The organism is Tsukamurella ocularis (genome assembly GCF_965138335.1).
Taxonomy (GTDB): domain Bacteria; phylum Actinomycetota; class Actinomycetes; order Mycobacteriales; family Mycobacteriaceae; genus Tsukamurella; species Tsukamurella ocularis_A.
In genome coordinates this window covers 248025-268224 of sequence record NZ_CBCSDV010000002.1, presented here as the reverse complement: position 1 = coordinate 268224, position 20200 = coordinate 248025, and the positions used below count along the sequence as shown (strand labels likewise).

Annotated in this window: 13 protein-coding genes; 3 read left to right on the top strand and 10 right to left on the bottom strand. The window is 67.8% G+C overall.

The annotated features are described in order from the left end of the window. Window position 1 precedes the first annotated feature (1 nt). From ACNAYW_RS03940 to ACNAYW_RS03925, 4 genes are all read right to left on the bottom strand, one after another. Window positions 2-880, bottom strand: a complete 879-nt coding sequence (locus ACNAYW_RS03940) for a DUF58 domain-containing protein (RefSeq protein ID WP_415848522.1) — start codon at window positions 878-880, stop codon at window positions 2-4. A gap of 107 nt (window positions 881-987) precedes the next feature. Further along, complete coding sequence (locus tag ACNAYW_RS03935; RefSeq protein ID WP_415848445.1) at window positions 988-2052, bottom strand: AAA family ATPase; 1065 nt, start codon at window positions 2050-2052, stop codon at window positions 988-990. A gap of 98 nt (window positions 2053-2150) precedes the next feature. Beyond that, complete coding sequence (locus ACNAYW_RS03930; protein ID WP_415848444.1) at window positions 2151-3638, bottom strand: NlpC/P60 family protein; 1488 nt, start codon at window positions 3636-3638, stop codon at window positions 2151-2153. A 241-nt stretch (window positions 3639-3879) separates the two neighbouring features. Continuing rightward, window positions 3880-4530: an Rv1476 family membrane protein gene (locus ACNAYW_RS03925; protein WP_415848443.1), complete on the bottom strand. Its 651-nt coding sequence runs from the start codon at window positions 4528-4530 to the stop codon at window positions 3880-3882. A 170-nt stretch (window positions 4531-4700) separates the two neighbouring features. Between ACNAYW_RS03925 and acnA the strand changes: the two genes are divergently transcribed. After that, window positions 4701-7517, top strand: coding sequence for an aconitate hydratase AcnA (gene acnA, locus ACNAYW_RS03920; RefSeq protein WP_415848442.1), 2817 nt, complete (start codon window positions 4701-4703; stop codon window positions 7515-7517). Between the two features lie 105 nt (window positions 7518-7622). Next, the gene (locus ACNAYW_RS03915; RefSeq protein ID WP_415848441.1) at window positions 7623-8186 is read left to right on the top strand and encodes a TetR/AcrR family transcriptional regulator; all 564 of its coding nucleotides are present in this window, start codon (window positions 7623-7625) and stop codon (window positions 8184-8186) included. On the opposite strand, the gene ACNAYW_RS03910 is transcribed toward ACNAYW_RS03915, so the two are convergent. After that, window positions 8183-8968 carry a hypothetical protein gene (locus ACNAYW_RS03910; RefSeq protein ID WP_415848440.1) on the bottom strand — a complete coding sequence of 262 codons (786 nt, stop codon included), beginning with the start codon at window positions 8966-8968 and terminating at the stop codon, window positions 8183-8185. The two genes, ACNAYW_RS03915 and ACNAYW_RS03910, sit on opposite strands and share 4 nt — an antisense overlap. A 68-nt stretch (window positions 8969-9036) precedes the next feature. Beyond that, a complete protein-coding gene (locus tag ACNAYW_RS03905) occupies window positions 9037-9861 on the bottom strand; it encodes a VOC family protein (RefSeq protein WP_415848439.1) in 825 nt (274 codons plus the stop codon). A gap of 99 nt (window positions 9862-9960) precedes the next feature. Here ACNAYW_RS03905 and ACNAYW_RS03900 point away from each other — a divergent pair, with 99 nt between their 5' ends. After that, the gene (locus ACNAYW_RS03900; protein ID WP_415848438.1) at window positions 9961-11325 is read left to right on the top strand and encodes a cytochrome P450; all 1365 of its coding nucleotides are present in this window, start codon (window positions 9961-9963) and stop codon (window positions 11323-11325) included. Window positions 11326-11338: 13 nt separating this feature from the next. On the opposite strand, the gene ACNAYW_RS03895 is transcribed toward ACNAYW_RS03900, so the two are convergent. The 4 genes from ACNAYW_RS03895 to ACNAYW_RS03880 all read right to left on the bottom strand — a co-directional run bounded on the left by ACNAYW_RS03895 (window position 11339) and on the right by ACNAYW_RS03880 (window position 20199). Continuing rightward, window positions 11339-12100 carry a YdcF family protein gene (locus tag ACNAYW_RS03895; protein WP_415848437.1) on the bottom strand — a complete coding sequence of 254 codons (762 nt, stop codon included), beginning with the start codon at window positions 12098-12100 and terminating at the stop codon, window positions 11339-11341. 191 nt (window positions 12101-12291) lie between these two features. Beyond that, a complete protein-coding gene (locus ACNAYW_RS03890) occupies window positions 12292-13314 on the bottom strand; it encodes a glycerophosphodiester phosphodiesterase family protein (protein WP_415848436.1) in 1023 nt (340 codons plus the stop codon). Between the two features lie 55 nt (window positions 13315-13369). Further along, complete coding sequence (locus ACNAYW_RS03885; protein WP_415848435.1) at window positions 13370-16774, bottom strand: DEAD/DEAH box helicase; 3405 nt, start codon at window positions 16772-16774, stop codon at window positions 13370-13372. Window positions 16775-16836: 62 nt separating this feature from the next. Further along, window positions 16837-20199, bottom strand: coding sequence for a Swt1 family HEPN domain-containing protein (locus ACNAYW_RS03880; RefSeq protein ID WP_415848434.1), 3363 nt, complete (start codon window positions 20197-20199; stop codon window positions 16837-16839). Between the last annotated feature and the right edge of the window lies 1 nt (window position 20200).

The following is a 20200-nucleotide window of genomic DNA, read 5'->3' as shown; positions in this document are numbered from 1 at the left end:
GTCAGGAAGCACCAGCCAATCCACGTCGACGCGCGGCGACGAACCGCACGATGTCGGCGAGCCAGTCGCGGTCGGTGCGCAGTTCGAGGACCGGCGCACCGACGCCGCGCAGCGTGCGGGCCACCTGCGTGCGGTGCTCCTGCGCCGCGGCGGCGAACCGCCGCTGCAGCTCCGGGGTCACGGTCAGTTCGCGCACGGCACCGGATTCGGCGTCGCGGAGCGCGATCTCGCCGACCGCCGGGAGCTCGACGTCGCGCGGATCGAGGACCTCGACGGCCAGCACCTCGTGCCGCGCGGCGATGCCGCGCAGTTCGCGGACGTAGTCCACGTCGCCGAGGAAGTCGCTGATCACCACGACGAGGCCGCGGGGCTGCTCGGGCCGGCGCAGGGCGTCCAGCGCGACGCGGAGGTCGCCCCGGGTGCCCTCGACCGCGCGGGGCGCCGTGGCGACGGCCTTGAGCACCTTCTGCCGCTGTGCACGACCGGATTTGGGCTGCACGCGCACCAGCTGCGCGCCGTTGGTGACGAGGCAGCCGACGCGGTTCGCGGCGCCGCTCACGAGGTGCACGACGGCGGCCGACGCGGCGACGGCGAGGTCGCGCTTGGTGCCGCCCGTCGAACCGAAGTCCATCGACGCGGACAGGTCCACGACGATCCAGGTCTGCAGCTCGCGGTCCGCGATCATCTGCCGCACGTGCGGGTGCGTGGTGCGGGCGGTGACGGACCAGTCCATGAGGCGCACGTCGTCGCCGGGCGTGTACGGGCGCGACTCCCCCGGTTCGGAGCCGGGGCCGGGGAGCAGGCCCTGATGATCGCCCTTGAGGACGCCGTCGAGCCGACGCCGGACGAGCAGCTCGAGCATCTTCAGCGACGCCTGCATGCGGGTCTCGTCGACCTCGCCGCCGGCGAAGCTCGGGAGCGGGCTGTGCCGGGTCCCGGGGCCGGCCGGGGTGCCGTGGTGCGGGCCCGGGGGTGTGGCCGGCATCGTCAGCCCTGCGGCTGCTGCGCGGGCACGTACTGCTGCGGCGCGGCGGGCGCCGCCGACTGCGGCACGGGCTGCCCGACGACCTGCGGCAGCGCGACGGTCTGCAGCACGCGGTTGATGGCCTGATCAGCGGTGACCTCGTCGGCGAGGGCGTCGTAGCTCATGACCAGGCGGTGGCGCAGGACGTCCGGGATGATCTCGACGACGTCCTGCGGGACCACGTAGTCGCGGCCGCGCAGCAGCGCGAGGGCGCGGGCGGCCGCGACGATGCCGAGGGTCGCGCGGGGCGAGGCGCCGTAGGTGATCCACGAGGCCACGTCCTCGAGGCCGAACTCGCGCGGGGTGCGGGTGGCGGCGATGACGCGCACCACGTAGTCGACGAGCGCGTGATGGACGAAGACCTCACTCGCGGCGCGCTGCAGGCGCTGCACCGTGGCGGGGTCGAGGACCTGCGAGGCGACGGGCGGGACGGTGCCCATGCGGTAGACGATCTCCCGCTCCTCCTCGATGGAGGGGTAGCCGACGACGACCTTGAACAGGAAGCGATCGCGCTGGGCCTCGGGGAGCGGGTAGACGCCCTCGTTCTCGATGGGGTTCTGGGTCGCGAGCACGAGGAAGGGATCGGGCATCGGGTAGGTCTGGCCGCCGATCGAGACCTTGCGCTCGGCCATGACCTCGAGCAGCGCCGACTGCACCTTCGCGGGCGCGCGGTTGATCTCGTCGGCCAGCAGGAAGTTCGCGGAGACCGGGCCGATCTCGGTGTCGAACTGCTCCTTGCCCTGCCGGTAGATGCGGGTACCGACGAGGTCGGAGGGCACCAGGTCGGGGGTGAACTGGATGCGGGAGAAGGAGCCGCCGACCACGGTGGCGAAGGTCTCGACGGCGAGCGTCTTCGCGACGCCGGGGACGCCCTCGAGGAGCACGTGGCCCTTGGCCAGCATGCCCACCAGGATCCGCTCGACCAGCTGGTCCTGGCCCACGATCACGCGCTTGACCTCGTAGACCGCCCGCTCCAGCAGCTTGACCTCGTCGCTCGAGGCGGTGTCCTGCCCCTGTGAGTGCGTCACGCAGTGTCCCCTTCGTCGTCGTTCCCCCGGCCCCGCGGGGCCCGTCCGATCCCGGACCGCGGCGGCCCGTTCCCCCGAGCGTACTGAATCGTCCGCGGTCAGCTGTTGATCACGCGGACGCCCTGCGAGAGGAACGTCGAAGCGTCGAAGGGGGCGATGCGCACCGCGCCGCCGGACTGCGGCGACTCGAGGATCTGGTTGTTGCCGAGGTACATCGCCACGTGCTGGGTGCCGCCGGGCCCGCGGAAGACCATGTCGCCGCGCTTGAGCTGGCTGATCGGCACCTTGTTGCCGGTCGTGTACTGGTAGCCCGAGTACTTCGGCAGGGCGATGCCGACCGCGGCGTACATGTACGCCATGAGGCCCGAGCAGTCGAAGCCGACGCGGTTGTAGTCGCCGAAGCTGTCGGCCACGCCGCCGTCGCGCACGCCCTTGGTCGCGCCCCAGGCGTTGCCGCCACCCCAGGCGTACTGCACGCCGATGACCGACATGCCGCGCTGGATGACGGTCTCGATCATCTGGGCACCGCTCATGCTGCCGACGCCGGGCACGGCCTGCGAGGCCGGGGCGGTCGGCTGCTGCGTCCCACCGGACTGCCCGGTGATGGCGCCGAACGGGTTGCTGAACAGCGAGGAAGCCTGCCCGACGATGCCCTGCGCGAAGGTCCGGGCCGCGGCCAACGGATCGGCGCTGTCGACGGTGCCGGCCTGCGCGGCGGGAGCCGCGGGCGCGGCCGCCTGCGCAGCGGGGGCCGCGGGCTGCGCCGCGGGCGCCGCCGGGGCGGCGATCTGCTGGGTCTGCTGCTCGTCGACGACGTACTGCGCGTAGATCCGCTGCTGCGCGGCGCGGTTCTCCGCACTCTTGGCCTGGTCGAGCGCGCGCTGCGCCAGCTCGCGCTGCGTGCTGAGCTTCGTCTGCTCCTGCTGCTGGGTGGTCAGCGCCGCGACGGTCTGCGTGATGGAGTCCTCGGCGGTCGTCTTGCGCTCGGCCGCGGCGGCCGTCGCGGCGTCGGCCTGCACCTTCGCCGCGCGCGCGGCGGTGCGGGAGGCCTCGGCGCGCGCCTTGGCGGCCTTGAGATCGCCGAGGGCGACCTTCTGCTTATCGGCGACGATGCGCAGTGTCGTCGCCCGATCGACGGCCTCGCCGGGATCGTTGCCGCCGAGGGTGTTGACCAGCGCACCGGCGCTGTTGCCCTGCGCGTACGCCGCGCGGACCACCTGGTCGAACGCGGTCTGCGCGGTCGTGATCCTCGCGTCCGAGTCCTTGACCGCGGCCTCGGAGACGGTGATCGCTCCGGAAGCCGCCGTGGCGGCGTCGCGGGCGGACTGGAGGTCGACGACCGCGCGGTTGACCGACTGCCGCTTCGTCGCGACGTCGCCGCGCAGGTCCGCGATGCGCTGATCGGCCTGTGCGATCCGGTCGACGAGCGCTGCGACGACGTTGGCGGGGTTCGCTTCGGGGCCGTTGGGCTCGGCCAGGACCGATCCCGCACCCGCGACGGAGCCGACCACCAGCGAGCCGGTGGCGACTGCCGCGAGCAACGACCGCGCAGCGAGAATCGTGGCGGGGTGTGCCGTACGCCTCAAGGTGTCTCCCTCAACTCAAGACTCGTTCAGACCCGATGAGTACGCATGGGCCACACGCACAACATTGGCTTCAGTCGTACCGTACGGCACTTTCACAACAATAGAAAACACGATTCACAAATTACACAGGTGTGAGCTTCTCATCAGACGCCCTGACCAGGGCGGATCACCGTTCGATGAAACGCTTCCGAAACGGACAGCAGCCGGGAATTACACAGCTGGAATTTCGAATGAATGTGCGCTATTCGTTCGATCGAACAGCGGAGCCGCCATTCTCTTCGGACGCGCGGACCGTCGAATCCGGGGACTCCACGCCGACGGCGGCCGGAGCGCGGTCCGCCGCGGCGGCCTTGCGAGCGGCGTCGACCGCGCGGCTGCGGCGACGGGTCACCACCCGCGCCCAGCCCGCCAGGGCGGCGACGACCAGCACCAGCCCGACGGTGAAGCCCGCCCACGGGAAGGTCGCGTCGTTCGCGACCGTGGCGAAGTCCTCGGCGGCCTTCGGCGGGTTGTTGAGCGCGAGCCGGCCCGTGTAGCCGTCCTGCCCCTTCTCGATCTGGTAGCGCGAGAGCTGCGTGGAGTACCCGGCCACCTGACCGGGCGACATCACCAGGACGGTCAGCGGATGCTCGGCGTCGGCACCCATCTGCCTGCCGAGCTCGGTGCCGAGGTCGCGCAGCGAGGTGTCCGGGTTGTAGTCGTGCGCGAGGACGACCACCTGGAAGTTCTCGATCCCCTGGGCCCGGGCGTCCTTGACGACCTGCACCAGCTGCGGCACCGAATCGGCGTGCGCGGGGTTGAGCACGGCGACGCCGTCGGCGGCGAGATCCGCCTGGAGCGCGGACAGATCCACGTCGGTCGGCACTTCGGTGAGAATCGGCAGCGGGCCCATGCGCCTCACAGTACGACACGCCCGCGGGCACGCCCGGAACGAGGCACAATGAGCTGCGTCGGGAGAGTTTCAGCCCAATGAACTCTCACAGGACAAGCGTACTGTATTATCGACTTCAGGCACCGACACAGCCCGTCGGTGCACACCACAAAACGTTGAGTGGAGCTGACGTGAGCAAGAGCATCGATTCCTTCTCGTCGCGCGGCACGCTCGAGGTGGGCGATCAGTCGTACGAGATCTTCCGCCTCAGCGCCGTGCCCGGCACCGAGAAGCTGCCCTACGCCTTGAAGGTCCTCGCAGAGAACCTGCTGCGGACCGAGGACGGCGCGAACATCACCACCGATCACATCAACGCCCTGGCGAACTGGGATCCCTCGGCCGAGCCGAGCGTCGAGATCCAGTTCACGCCGGCGCGCGTGATCATGCAGGACTTCACGGGTGTGCCCTGCATCGTGGACCTCGCCACCATGCGCGAGGCCGTCACGGCCCTGGGCGGCGACCCCAACAAGGTCAACCCGCTCTCCCCCGCCGACATGGTCATCGACCACTCGGTGATCCTCGACGTCTTCGGCACGGCCGACGCGCTCGAGCGCAACGTCGACCTCGAGTACCAGCGCAACGGTGAGCGCTACCAGTTCCTCCGCTGGGGCCAGGGCGCGTTCGACGACTTCAAGGTCGTCCCCCCGGGCATGGGCATCGTCCACCAGGTCAACATCGAGTACCTGGCGCCGGTCGTCATGACCCGCAACGGCCAGGCCTACCCCGACACCTGCGTCGGCACCGACTCGCACACCACGATGGAGAACGGCCTGGGCGTCCTGGGCTGGGGCGTCGGCGGCATCGAGGCCGAGGCGGCCATGCTGGGCCAGCCGGTCTCCATGCTCATCCCCCGCGTCGTCGGCTTCAAGCTCACCGGTGAGATCCAGCCGGGCGTGACCGCGACCGACGTGGTGCTCACCGTGACCGACATGCTGCGTCAGCACGGCGTCGTCGGCAAGTTCGTCGAGTTCTACGGCAAGGGCGTCGCCGAGGTGCCGCTCGCCAACCGCGCGACCCTGGGCAACATGAGCCCCGAGTTCGGCTCCACCGCGGCGATCTTCCCGATCGACGGCGAGACCATCAACTACCTGCGCCTGACCGGCCGCACCGACGAGCAGCTCGCGCTCGTCGAGGCGTACGCCAAGGAGCAGGGCATGTGGCACGACGCCGACCACGAGCCCGCCTACTCCGAGTACCTCGAGCTGGACCTCGGCACCGTCGTGCCGTCGATCGCCGGCCCGAAGCGCCCGCAGGACCGCATCCTCCTGTCGGAGTCGAAGGTCGCCTTCCGCAAGGACATCCACAACTACGTGGAGGAGCAGCACCCGGCTTCGCACACGCAGCTCGACGAGGCCGTCGAGGAGTCGTTCCCGGCGTCCGACCCCGCCGCCCTGTCCTTCGCGGACGACGGTGCCGTCAACGTCCAGTCGGCCGCCACCGGCGCCGAGGGCCGTCCGTCCAAGCCGGTCACCGTGACCGGTGAGCGCGGCACCTTCGTGCTCGACCACGGCGCGGTCGCGGTCGCGGGCATCACGTCCTGCACCAACACCTCGAACCCGTCGGTCATGCTGGGCGCGGCCCTGCTCGCCCGCAACGCCGTCGAGAAGGGCCTCACCACCAAGCCCTGGGTCAAGACCAACATGGCCCCCGGCTCGCAGGTCGTCAACGACTACTACGAGAAGGCCGGCCTGTGGCCGTACCTCGAGAAGCTCGGCTACTACCTGGGCGGCTACGGCTGCACCACGTGCATCGGCAACACCGGCCCGCTGCCCGACGAGATCAGCAAGGCAGTCAACGACGAGGACCTGACCGTCGTCGCGGTGCTCTCGGGCAACCGCAACTTCGAGGGCCGCATCTCGCCCGACGTGAAGATGAACTACCTGGCGTCCCCGCCGCTGGTCATCGCCTACGGCCTCGCGGGCACGATGGACTTCGACTTCGAGACCGACGCGCTGGGCAAGGATCACGACGGCAACGACGTCTTCCTCAAGGACATCTGGCCGTCGGCGCAGGAGATCGACGACACGATCAAGAGCGCCATCAACCAGGACATGTTCCGCAAGTCCTACTCGACCATCTTCGCCGGCGATCACCGGTGGCAGAACCTCGCCACCCCCGAGGGCGACACCTTCCAGTGGGACGAGAACTCGACCTACGTCCGGAAGGCGCCGTACTTCGACGGCATGACGATGGAGCCGGAGCCCGTCTCCGACATCTCGGGCGCCCGCGTCATGGCGCTGCTCGGCGATTCGGTCACCACCGACCACATCAGCCCGGCCGGCCCGATCAAGCCCGGCACCCCGGCGGCGCAGTACCTCGACTCGCACGGCGTGGCCCGCAAGGACTACAACTCGCTGGGTTCGCGGCGCGGTAACCACGAGGTGATGATCCGCGGCACGTTCGCGAACATCCGCCTGCAGAACCGGGTGCTCGACACCATCGGCCTCGAGGGCACGCAGGGCGGCTACACCCGCGACTTCACGCAGGAGGGCGGCCCGCAGTCGTTCATCTACGACGCGTGCCAGAACTACCAGGCCGCCGGCACCCCGCTGGTCGTCCTGGGCGGCAAGGAGTACGGCTCGGGCAGCTCGCGCGACTGGGCGGCCAAGGGCACCAGCCTCCTGGGCGTCAAGGCCGTGATCGTCGAGTCGTTCGAGCGCATCCACCGGTCGAACCTGATCGGCATGGGCGTGGTCCCGCTGCAGTTCCCGAAGGGCGAGTCGTGGAAGTCCCTGGGCCTCGACGGCACCGAGACCTTCGACATCGCGGGCATCACGGAGCTGAACAACGGCGTGACCCCGAAGACGGTGCACGTGACCGCCACCAAGACGGACGGCACGAAGGTGGAGTTCGACGCGGACGTCCGCATCGACACCCCCGGTGAGGCCGACTACTACCGCAACGGCGGCATCCTGCAGTACGTGCTGCGGAACATGGTCCGCGGCTGATCGCTGCAGTCTCGACCAGTGACGGCGGGTCCGGCCCCAGCGGCCGGGCCCGCCGTCCGCGTCGCGGACACCGACTACCGTCCCCGTTCGATCAGGAGCTTCCACATGCCCAAGGTGAGCGACGACCACCTCGCCGCGCGGCGCCGCCAGATCCTCGACGGCGCGCGGACCTGCTTCGCCGAGTACGGGTACGACGGGGCCACCGTGCGGCGCCTCGAGGCCGCGACCGATCTGTCCCGCGGTGCGATCTTCCACCACTTCCGTGACAAGGACGCGCTCTTCCTCGCGCTGGCCCGCGAGGACGCGGAGCGGATGGCCGACATCGCCGCCGAGGAGGGCCTGGTCCAGGTCATGCGGGACATGCTGAGCCACCCGGAGCGTTTCGACTGGCTGGGTACGCGGCTGGAGATCGCCCGGCGGCTCAAGAACGACGGCGACTTCCGCGCCGAATGGACCGAGCGCAGCGCCGAGCTCACCGACGCCACCCTGCGCCGGTTGGAGCGACAGAAGCAGCGCGGCCGGCTGCGCGACGACCTGCCCACCGATGTCATCCTCGGCTACCTGGACCTGGTGCTCGACGGGCTGGTCACGCATCTCGCGTCGGGCCGTCCCACGGCGGGCCTCGAGGCCGTCCTCGACCTGGTCGAGGAGAGCGTGCGCCGTCGCTAGCGCTTCACGACGGCCGAGATGATCGTCGCGATGCCCAGGCCCAGGATCGCGATACCCGCGAGCAGGGTGAGGTAGAGCCCGATCCCGGCTGAGACGTCGACCAGCTTCGAGTAGGTCGACGTCAACTTCACCACGTTCGCGAGGTCGTAGCCGGCGAGGCCGGTGATGACGAGGCCGGCGACCGTGGCCGTGATCCCGGAGATCAGCCGGAGCGGCACCCCGGACGGCGGGACCAGCGCGGCGGCCACCGCGACGCCGGCGGCGATCAACGCCACGAACAGCGTGATCCAGCCGTCGCTGCCGTCGATCCCCGACGCCGAGTTGCGGATCGACGAACCGCCGATCTTCGCGGACGCCGTGGCCCACGGCAGGAAGGCACCGAGGATCACGAGCGCTCCGGCGCCGGCGATGAGGAACTGCAGGATCGTCCCGAGTCCGCCCCGCGCGCCCGACGGTGCGGCACCGCCCGGCCCCGTCGGACCGGGCGCACCGAACTGCCCCGGCTGCCCGTACGGACCGGGTTGCCCGCCGTAGGGCCCCGGCCCGCCGAACTGCTGCTGACCGAACTGCGGTGGTCCCGGCGGGGCGTACTGCGGTCGCCCCGGCTGCCCGTAGCCGGGCTGCGGCGCACCCCACCCCGGGCCGGGCTGCGCCGGTGCCCGATGCTGCTGCGGATTGCCGTACGGCGCTCCCTGCGGCGACTGCCCGGGATACGACGACGGCCGACCGCCGCCCTGCGGGGAGGGGCCGCCCGGCGGGTATCCACCCTGGTTGTAGGTCATGCGGCGAGCGTAGCCCTGCACACCTTGTGATCCGGTTGCCGTCGCCTGAACGTGATCCTCGGTTCCGCCTAGCGCCCTTCCGGCGGCGTCGCGTACAGGAAGACCGCGCCGCCCGGGTCCTTCGCCGAGCCCATGGTCGCCCACGGCGTCACCTCGGCGGCGCGGAGGATCTGCCCGCCCGCGGCGACGATGCGCTCCTCCGCGGCCGCCGTGTCCTCCACGGTGAGGTACACCTGCCAGAACGAGGGCATACCCTCCCCGAAGACGCCGGAGTCGAAGAGGGGTGCGGCGTCCATGATTCCGGCGACCGCCTCCCGGTGCCCGTCCGTCCCGGCGAGGACCTGGCTGTAGCGATCGGGGCCGAAGGAGCCCTCCTCTCCCCCGCTGCCGATCTCGTCGAGCTCCCAGCCGAAGACGGAGCGGTAGAAGGCCTTGGTCGCGTCGTAGCTGCGACTCATGCAGTCGAACCAGTACGGAGTGCCGGGCACGCCGCGCTCGACGAAGCCCTCATGCTTCCCCGGTTCCCAGATGCCGATCGCGGCGCCGACGGGGTCGATGACGAAGGCGAAGCGGCCGAGGTCCGCCACCGGCACGACCGGGACCACGAGCGAGGCGCCGGCATCGGTCGCCGCGCGGAGCGACTCCTTCGCGTCCGCGACCCGCAGGTAGGTCGACCAGACGTCGCCGGGACCACCGCCGCCGTCGGGCGGCGACATCACGCCTGCCACGAGGTTGCCGTTCGCCCGGAAGTTGCGGTATCCGCCGAAGTCCTCGTTGGGTGGATCGGCCTCCCAGCCGAAGACGGTGCCGTAGAACTCGACCGCCGCGTCGATGTCGGAGGTCATGAGGTCGATCCACACGGGTGCGCCCAGCGGGGCGTCGTACGCGGTCATGGCGACAACGGTGGCACACCGGGCCGACAAGTTCCACCCTTCCCGGCACATCCGGTTGCGATCGCAGTTCGCGCCGTGCGCTCCGATTACAGTGAGCGGGTGACGAACCCGCTGCCGACACCGCCCCGCCGCCTGCCGATCCTCGGCGACGTCCTTACCGTGACGCGACACAATCCGGTCACGGCCGAGGCGTCGATGTTCGGCGAGTTGGGCGTCCCGGTCTTCGAGCGCGTCGTCGGGCCGAGCAGGCTCGTCATGGTCGGCGGCGGCGCAGCCGCGCACGAGGTGTGCGATGAGGCTACGTGGTCGCACGCCACGCTCGGTCCGGCGCAATACTTCCGGCGATACGTCCCCACCGGTCTCTTCACCGCCGCGAACTCGGACCCGCTCTGGCACGCCGCGCGCGAGGTCCTCACCCCGGCGTTCTCCCGCGAGGCCATGATCGGCTACCACTCGACCATGCGCGACGTCAGCGACGGCGTCATCGACCGCTGGTTGGCGCACGGCGCACTCGACGACGTCACAGCTGAGACCACGAAGCTCACCGTCGAGATCATCGGCCGCATCGGCTTCGGCACCGACGTGGGCGTGCTGGAGGGCGATCTCCGCGACAGCGAGACCTACCGCTCATTGGAGACCGTCCTGCAGTGGGGCAACGACACGGCGAACTCCATCCCGGTCGTCGGCCTTCCCCGGAAGATCCTCCAGACGCGCCGCACTGACCGCGCGGCCGCGCAGCTGCGCGGATTCGCCGACGACCTCATCGCCCGGCGCCGAGCCGACGGGGCCACCGTCACCGACGGCGCCTCGATGCTCGACCGGATGCTGTCCGTCCCGGACTCCCACGGCGACCTGCTGCCGGACGCGAACATCGCCGAGAACGTGATCACGCTCCTCATCGCCGGACACGAGACGACCGCGGCCCTGCTCAGCACCGCCCTGTTCTACCTGGCCCGCACCCCGGAGCTGCAGGAGACGCTCCGCGCGGAGGTCCGCGAAGCGACGTCCGACGGCTGGTCCTACGAGGGCGTCAACCGCATGCGCGGCATCGCCTCGGTGCTCCAGGAGTCGCTGCGCGTCCATCCGCCGGCCCCTGCGATCTTCCGGATCGCCAAGCAGGACACGACCGTCGGCGGGCACCCCGTCGCGCGCGGATCGGTGGCCCTCCTGGTCCTGATCGCAGTCCACACCGATGCGTCGGTGTGGGGACCGGATGCGGACCGGTTCGACGGCCTGCGATTCACCACGAAGACGCCTCCGGGGGTGTTCCACCGGCCGTGGGGCGTGGGCCCGCGCAGCTGCATCGGGCGGCAGTTCGCTCAGCACGAGGCGGCGGTAATGCTCGCGCGCCTCCTCGACCGCGCCCGGCTCCTGCCGGGCGGCGGTCCCGCGGACCGTCCGGAGATGCTCGAACGCGGCCTGATGCGGCCGGGGCCGCACCGCGTCGTGCTCGAGCCGCTCTGACGGCACCGCCGGGCTAGATCTTCGCGACGCCCCGGGCGTCCCGGTAGACGCCCGCCACACCGCTAGCGGACATCGGCCCGGACTGGATCTTGGCGTCGGAGGCGACGACCGCCTGCAGGGTGATGCCCGCGACGAGGAAGTCGGCGACCGAGCGCCGGGTGTGGTCGGCGGAGGTGACCAGCACCGCGCCGTTGCCGAAGCCGTTCTGCCGCATGAGGACCGCCGTGTTGATGGCGTTGCCCTGGGTGGAGCCGGCCTTCTCCTCGGTGTAGATCCGCGTGCCCGAGACGCCCTGCGCCAGCAACCACTCTTTCATCGCCGCGGCCTCGGTCTTGCCCGCCTTGGGCGCGCCGCCGGTCACGACGATCGGGAACGCCGGGTACGCCTGCGCGACGGCGAGGCCCTTGGTGAGCCGCTCGACGAGGATCGGCCGCATGGCGCCGTTGTCCTCCAGGCCGAAGCCGAGGATGACGATCACGGTCCCGGGGGCGACGCCGCCGGGCACCTGATCGGCGAGCGGGAACGTGAGCGCCTTGTTGACGTTGGTCATCAGCGCCACGACCTTCTGCGCCTGGTCGATCGGCATCTGGTTGACGGCGGCCTGCGCGCCCGCGGTGTCGCCCGCGGCCTGGCGGTCGATCGCCTGGTCGGTCAGGGACGCCGTCGACGTCGTGGTCGACGGTGCCGCCCCCGCCGTCCCCGTCGCCAGGGTGGCGGCGACCGCAACGGCGGCCGTCAGCGAAACGATCGAGCGGAAGAAACCAGAGACACGCATGTTGCCCTCCGTGACAAATGAGTCTATCGGTGGAAAACTACACCACTGAGCCGTGTGTTGCACACGTGAATGTTGAATCGTGCCGGAGCCACGCGCGCCGGCACCGTCGCCGGGGCGCGGAGCCTCGGTGGATTCCGGCGGTGCACTACGTGCGTGTCGTCGCCGACACGCACCGAAAGTGCCGGTCCGCCCTACGACGAGGCGGGCAGCGCCATCCCGAGCTCGCGGAGCACCGCGCGGGCGCGATCCGGGTAATCGGTGATGAGCCCGTCCGCTCCGTCGCGCAGCAGTGCGCGCATCGTCGCGGGGTCGTTGACCGTCCACGGGACGACCCGCAGCCCCAGGTCGTGCGCGCGGCGGATCAACGCCGGCGTCGTGAACCGCACGAAGTCCGGGTCGCCGACGCCGCCGTCCTGCGGGTCGCCCTGCACCGGCGAGACCGCGGTGAGCCCGGGGATGGTCGCCTTCGCCGCCCGCACCCAGTCGCCGCCGTAGGCATCGACGTCGAGCCCGAGCCACGGCGACGCGCCCGGCTTGCCCGTCTGCAGGAACTGCTCGCCGTTGGTGAGCGCGATCAACCCGACTCCCGGCAGCAGCGGGCCGATCTCCCGCAGAGCCGTCCAGTCGAAACTCTGGATCGTGACCTGCCGGGCGAGGCCGGAGCGCGTGATCTCCCCCGCCACCGCGCGCACGAACTCGCCCCGCGGCGCCGTCTCCGACGGTGCCCCCGCCTCCACCTTCGTCTCGATGTTCATCCGCACCGGCGAGCGCCGGGCGCGGACGAGGTCGAAGAGCTCGCGCAGTTCGGGGATCCGGGCGCCCGCCACGACCCGCTGCGTCGCCGCGACCTTCTCGTACCCGCAGTTCATCGTGCGGATCTGCGCGTACGTCAGGTCGCGGACGTACTTGCCGACGTACGGGAACTGCGGGTCCCCGGGACTCGTGGGCGCGGTGTCCGCGCACTTGCGCGGATCCACCTTCCGGTCGTGCGTGATCACGACCTTCCGGTCCTTCGTCACCTGCGTGTCCAACTCCAGCGTCGTGACGCCGAGCCGCATCGCCGCGCTGAAGCCCTCCAGCGTGGACTCCGTCTGCAAGCCGAGCCCGTCGCGGTGCGCCTGCAGGTCGACGGTCCGCGGCGCCGCCCCGGCATGCGCGGTCCCCGCCAGCAGCGCAAGAGACAGAGCGATGATCAACGGACGCCGCAGCTTCATGGTCTGCAGGCTATGCCGCGGCCATGAACCCCACCTGACCGCGAGGTTGCCGTGGTCATTCTGTTTTCAGGGGTATCCGGCTCGCAGCCCGAACAGCGCGCTGCATAGCGCCTGACGGCACTGAGATCTGGATCAACCTAGCAACTCGTTCGATCAACTCCTCCTCAGCGAGCGACGTCTCCCCGGTCGACACGATCCTGCAGTACTGCGCGACCTCGTTCGGCGGAACGACGTCGATCGTCCGCGGTCCAAGCTCACGGGCGACAACCATTGGTTGCGTGGGGAGTCTGAAGGTAAGTGGCTTGTTCCCGGATTGCCCGAGGGGATTGTCGGAATTGATCAGCCCGCGACGCTCAACATCCGAGATGGCCCGATTGATGAGGCGAGACAGCTCATCGCGCGACCTATGGCTCGATACAAGTTCTTCATACAACTGGTGGATTCGCCACCCTGTCATAGGACCCTCCGCGGCAACGATGGCCACGACATTCTCCGCGATCACATGCGCGGATGACGTAGCAATATCCGGCAAGGATCGGCGAAAGACCGGGTAGCGAGCTAGCGTCACAGCCGTCGCCGGTGGATGGCGCGGCGTAACCTGAGGTCGCGTTGGCATCTGCGTCGACACCGAGCCGCGTTCTCGAAGAGGAAGCGCCGGCCGCCCACCACCGGCAGGTCCTTGGCGCGTCCCGAGGTCCGACGCTGCGCGTCTCCGCGCGGATGCATCGGACTCGTCCGCCTCGTCCGGTGAACGCGTTGCCTCGCTCGTGTCGTCAACTCCTGGACTCGCCCCTCGGGACGCCGACTCAGCGTTCTTCCCCTGCCCGAACAGCCGTTCGCGCTCCTCCGCAATGATGTCTCGCGCGAGTTCCGCCTCGGTGACGTCGTACGCTTCGGGCGCGCTCGCTGCGGTTTCACTTTCCCGCGCGAAACTCTCGAACAGTTCTTTCTTGCGAGCGAGAATTTCTCGGACGCGTCGATCTACCCCCTCGTCCGACAACAGTCGGTGCACCTGGACCGATTGCAGTTGCCCCATCCTGTGAGCGCGTGCAATTGCCTGCCACTCCGTCGTCGGTTTCAACTGCGGTTCACAGATCACCACCACGGATGCGGACTGAATGTTCAGTCCGACACCACCTGCAACAATCTGCGCGACGAGCACGGCACCGCCATCGGCGGTGGAGAAGTCGTCCACCATCGCCTGGCGCTTGCCCGCAGCGACCGATCCCGTGAGCGGACCGAAGACTCGACCGGGCAACTGGCCGTGCACATCGTTGAGGACGTTCAAGAAGTGGGAGAACACAATTACGCGGCGGCCGTTGGCTTCTGCCTCGCCGACAAGTTCGATGAGGCGCTGTATCTTGGCCGACTTGCTTCCTTGTTTCATCGCGGCCTGGCGCATCCCCATGAAGTTCCTGTCGCTCACTGCGGAGCGGTAGGCAGCAGCGTCCGAATCAGACATAGCGACCCACTCGTTGACCTCGACGAGTTCCGGGAGCTCCGTCAGGACGTCCTCTTGATTGCGCCGCAGGTAAGCGGGGGCGACCTGACGACGGAATCTGGTGGGAGTGTATTCATCGGCATTCACGGTGAGATCGGGGCGAAGGTATCCGACGAGGTTGCGAAACTCGTCCAACCGGTTCTCGAGCGGTGTTCCCGTAAGAAGAATCGCACGTTCACATGAATCGAGAATTCGGGCGACTCTACGAGATCTGAGCGTGCTGGGGTTCTTAATGTAATGCGCTTCATCGACCACGACGCAGCCGAGCTCCGGCACCGAGACGTTCTCGGTCAGCCACGGAAGGGTTTCGAACGTGGTTACCGCAACGCCTCCGACACGGAGCCACTGCTTAGCCGCAGCGCTGCGGTCCGAGCCGTGAAGGCGGTACGCCGAGAGCTTCGACTTGGTTCCCACCTCGCGCACCCAGTTCGTCACCACTGCGGCGGGACATATCACGACGAAATGGTTGTCCCCTTTGGCACGCAGATGCGCCAGGACCGCAATGGATTCCACTGTCTTCCCAAGGCCCATCTCGTCGCCGATAATCACTTTGCGCTGAACCAGCGCAAAACGCGCGGCGAAGTTCTGGTAGCCTCGCAACGAGGCGACGAGGTGGCCTGCTTTCAGCTCAAACCCGCGGATAGCCTCCACGATTTCCTGAGGCAGCTCACCCTGTGCCTTCTCATCGTCTTCTGTGATGAATCCCAGTTCAGCGAGAAGAGCAAAGTAGTCGGCTGGACGTAAGAGGAAATCATCCCATGTATCCCCGATCAGCGCGGTGCTGTCGGCGTCGGCAATCGCATTTGCCACCTGGATGACCTCACGAACCGCGTGGTCGAACTCCGCGACCGTGGATGATCCGGACGGCACGACGACGGCGTGTGTGGTGTGCGAGTCCACGGCTGCGGCGAATGGTGCCAACCCGACAGCTCGCTCGAGCAAATCGGGGGACGCACTTGCTCGACGTGCTGCATCCCACCCTCGGAGTCGACTCAGAAGGGTTGTGAGGAGGGTCGTACGGTTGTTGATATCAATTCGTATCGGCATCTCTTCGAACGTATTTTGACGCAGCGTCTGGGCTGCGCCGCGAATTCGAGTGGCCGATGTCGCACCGATCCCATCAAGCTGCTCCAACCGTTGCTCGTTCCGGAGCACTGAGAGTACATCGGTGATACCGTTCTCGGTAAGTACGCCGACCCGGATCCTGTCCCTGCTCGCCTCGCGAAGACGATCAACCGACATTTCGGCGAGCATCCGGTCGGTTTCGGCATTCCTTACAGAATTGCCAGCTTTCAGCGCAGCGCTGCGACGCTGGGCCTCGTCACCGGCCGCTCCCTGGATCACTGCCACGGCCTGAGGAAGTTCCACGAAGGACTCAACTGTCTCGACGACCGCGTTCCTGCCCTGTTCGGGAAGGATGGGTGCGAGGCCCACCCAAGGCTCGAGAGCATCGGCAACACCCAATGCACGAACCCGAGGATCGTCATTCGGCCGAGCTCGATCAATACTCGACCGCAACCCGCTCGTAAGGAACCATGCGCGGTACTCCGGCAGGAATCGTGCAGCCTGGTTGGCCTTGTCGCGTGTGCCACCGAAAAGCAGCAGACGACCGAACCCTGAGCCCTTTCGGAGGTCGGCAACAGCTTGCCCCACCTCGCTCACCAGGCGGTTAAGTTCCCGCTCGACCTCGACCGGGATCGCGGGCAACGCGTTCCCGGCGGCGATCGACCGGATCGACTCAAGAGTGTCCGGGCGAATTGGAAGGACGTACCAGCGGACCCCATCGCCCCCGCCGGCCCGTACCACCCGCTGTTTCAATGAAGTCGCTGCACGGTTGGCAGCGACGATTACTTGCGCTCTAGCATCGATCATTCCGCGTGCATCGTCGACCCAGGCCTGAACCTCATCGGCGATTGATGACTGCTCGTCGTTACCCATCACTTCCGGACGGACTTCCATTTCCTATTGACAGAATGTTCAATGCCGCACTGGCAAGCCACAACAGTTGTTCACACGGAAGCTCAGCTTTCCTCAAACCCGGACTGATCAAATTTGAGCGTCCTCGCGTTCTCTGCAACGGTTCGGACACGATTCTCGTTGAACCCCTCTGTGTCTGTCGCTTCGATCTCGATCCGCACCGTCACACTGGTGTTCTCGCCGGAACGAAGGTGCGCGAGAACCTCCTCGGCAACGTTCTTGAACTCAAGCGCGATCTTGTCCGAGTTGAGCGTCTTGACTCCGAAGTAGCGTGTAGGCCAGGCGATATCGACCTTCCCAGGGGCAGGTTCAGGAGTCGGACCTGGCTCTGATCCGGGTTCCACATCTCCGTCGCCGCCGGCCCCTGGCATCTGCGCGTTGGCTACCTCGGCTAAACGCTGCTTCTCGGCAACGTCGGGACGAACCAGAAGTAGAGAGTCGGTTGCGGGAGGCGAACTCTCCTTGTCGTCCGGCGTCCATAGGCCAACGTACCGACCGGCTTCCTCGTCGTAGCTGGCAGCGAGGGCGAAAGCGTCTGTCTGCCAGATCATCGGCAGATCGACAATTCCTGCATCCAGAACAGAGCGATCGCGCAGACGCGGCATGTACGGGTACTGCGAGTAGAGCCCCCACAGCGAACCCAGCGAGACGTGGCCGTCCTTCCAGATCTGTGGCACCTTACCGATCGCGAGCCGAATGGTCGCAGCCGCGTGGCGCGTCGACAGATCGCCGTCGTTCCCAAGTCGACGAGAAACTCGGTCTGCAAGCGAGTCGGACTGCCCTTCGACCTTGGTTTCCCGGATGACAAACGGCGCGCCGGGGTCCGGCTGGGCCGGCACAAGTGCCCACGTGAACGTCTGGAGCAGGCGGGACGTCACTGTCTGGTCGGCCTGAGTCGCCCGCTGCGACGCCTGGTTCTTCTGGTTTTGCGTCAGATCGAGATCGGACTCGTTCAACAGGACGTGCTTCCAGCCGAGGTAGTCGCGCGTCGCGTTATCGAGCTCTTCGAGCCGAGCCTCGTCAGCCGCGAGATACACCAAAGCGTTGCGGTGCGTGCGGTTCGAGCTACCGCGGCGTTCGGTCGCCTGGTGAGCGAACTCTTTGGCCGGCGATTCTGCGCCCCGCTTGTTGGCGACCTTAGGGTGCACGATGACGAGGCGCGCCTCGTCGGTATCGGGGATGTCAGCGGTGGACTCAGGGCACACGTGAACGCCGGCCAAGTCGCCACGCTTGCGGCCCTGGTCCTGAAGCCGTCGGACGATCTCAGCCCAGACGTCTTCCTTGTGAAGGCGTTCGGCCTGATCCTTCGCAGTACGGGTTATGTTCGGCTGGACGTCGTACCAGTACTTGCCCGAACCCGAGTAGAAGTACGTCGCGCGATCACCGAGCTGGGTCAGCGCGGAATGGAAATTGCCTGGGACATCGCCCGGAATCGCGGTTCCGAGGAACACTCGCTGCGTGCCGATGCCTTTGTGCACAGATCCGGGCGCGATCGTCGGAGCGGCGCCGAAGAACACGGTCCGGGCCAGCCGCTTGGTCAGGGCCCGCTGGCCGAAGAGCGGCTTCTCCTTGTCGATGCGAGCTGGTTCGGAGTTCACTCCGTCGACGTCCGCGTCGATGATCGTCTTCCAAGAGTCTTGAAGATACTGCGTGAGTTCGGAGTTCACGTTTGACGTGGCGAGTGGAATTGATGCCGGCATGATCAGCGGCGACTGGTCTTCACCGGTCCACAACGCATGAATGACCGTGCTCATCAGCCGCAGGACGCCGCGAGTGCGCTGAAAACGTTCCAACGACGACCACTCTTCGTAGAGGGTGTCGAACAGCTCTGGGTGGATCGGGTACGTCTGCTTGATCCGATGTTCGTAAGCAGCGTCACGTGCTTCACGCGGGAAGTCGTCGGAGTACTTGCGATACATCTCGACGTACGCCCGAGCCGTCGCACCTATCGCTGCGAGCGCGGTCGCGTCGGGCTGCTTGAAGAGCCGTTGCTTGACGATGTGATACGCCTCGTCGGACGACGCAGGGCGCCACTGGTCCGCGACGCGGCGAACGACGTTCTGGAGGCGCTTGAGTGCCTCCAGTCCGTTCTGGCCGCCGACCTCTTCAGCGTTTCCAGCCACGATTTTTTCGTTGGCGTCGCCAGTCTCCGAAGCAGGGATCGAGATGGCGAGAAGGACGCCCTTGGAGCCTTTGGCTGCCTCCGTAAGAGACTGGGCGAACGTGAACTGGTCGTCGAAGGTACCGCCGGCGAGGTCGTCACGGCCCACGAGCGAGCGCGCGTAGGCAACCCACTCGTCGATAAGGATTACGGCCGGTGCGTACGCGGTAAGCAGCTCGTGGAGGGCATCGCCGGGGTGGGTCCGGTCCCTGTCTGCCTTGGCCACGACCGCGTAGGCCTCGGGCCCTCCGAGCTGCCAGGCGAGCTCGCCCCAGATCGTGTTGACGTGGGTGCCGTCGTCCTTGGTCACGCCGGACGGGCTAAAGTGATTGCCGACGACCGCGACACGGTTGATCCTCGTCGCCGAGTAGCCATTCGCGGTCAGGAGTTCCTGCGTCTCCTGCGGGAAACGGCTGACTGGCAGGCCCGCAGCCACGTGCCACAGCGAGAGCATCGAGTGGGTCTTACCGCCGCCGAAGTTGGTCTGAAGGTTGATGACCGGTGAGGCGTTGTTGTCTCCAGCGAGACGACGTACCGCCCTACCGATGAGGTCCCGCAAACCCTCGGTCAGGTAGGTCCGGCGGAAGAATTCGACCGGGTCGGCGTAGTCGGCGTCGACCTCGCCGCCGGTCGCGACCTTGTAGAGGTCGGCGGCGAACTCAGAGGCGTGGAAGTTTCCGGTGGCGACGTCGTCATGAGGCTGAAGAACTTCGCGCCATGGACGCAGGCCAGCGGCTTCGGGGTTGTCAACGGCGGCCTTGAGAACCTTCTTGTCATCCTTGTCAGCCGTGACACGGCGAAGATTCTGTCGAATGCCGCGAACCTCGTCGGCTTCCTTCGCGGCACCGATCAGCTTCAGCAGTCGTTCGCCGGTATCGAGCGCCCGGTAGGCATCGTCGTCCGTGAAGGTACCGTTGTGCGCCCATTCATTGCGCACCTCGCGGAGTTCGCTCGCGAAGGTCTCACCGGTACGACCGATGGCCTGATTGAACGGGTACCAGCGGGGCTTGAACCCGGCAGTGATGTTGCCTTCGGTCAGGATCCTGAACTGGACCTGCGGATCCAACGCGTCGTAGGTCTTCGTCGACGGAGCACCGTTCTTGCTGTCCTTCGCCTGCACAAGCTTCGTCCAGACGGCACCGAGCGCAGGATCACCCTGGCCTACGACTGTGGAGATGAAGTCATCCAGTGCAGGTGCGAGCACCTGGAACATACGGTCAATGCGGTCACGGTTGCTTAGTGCCATG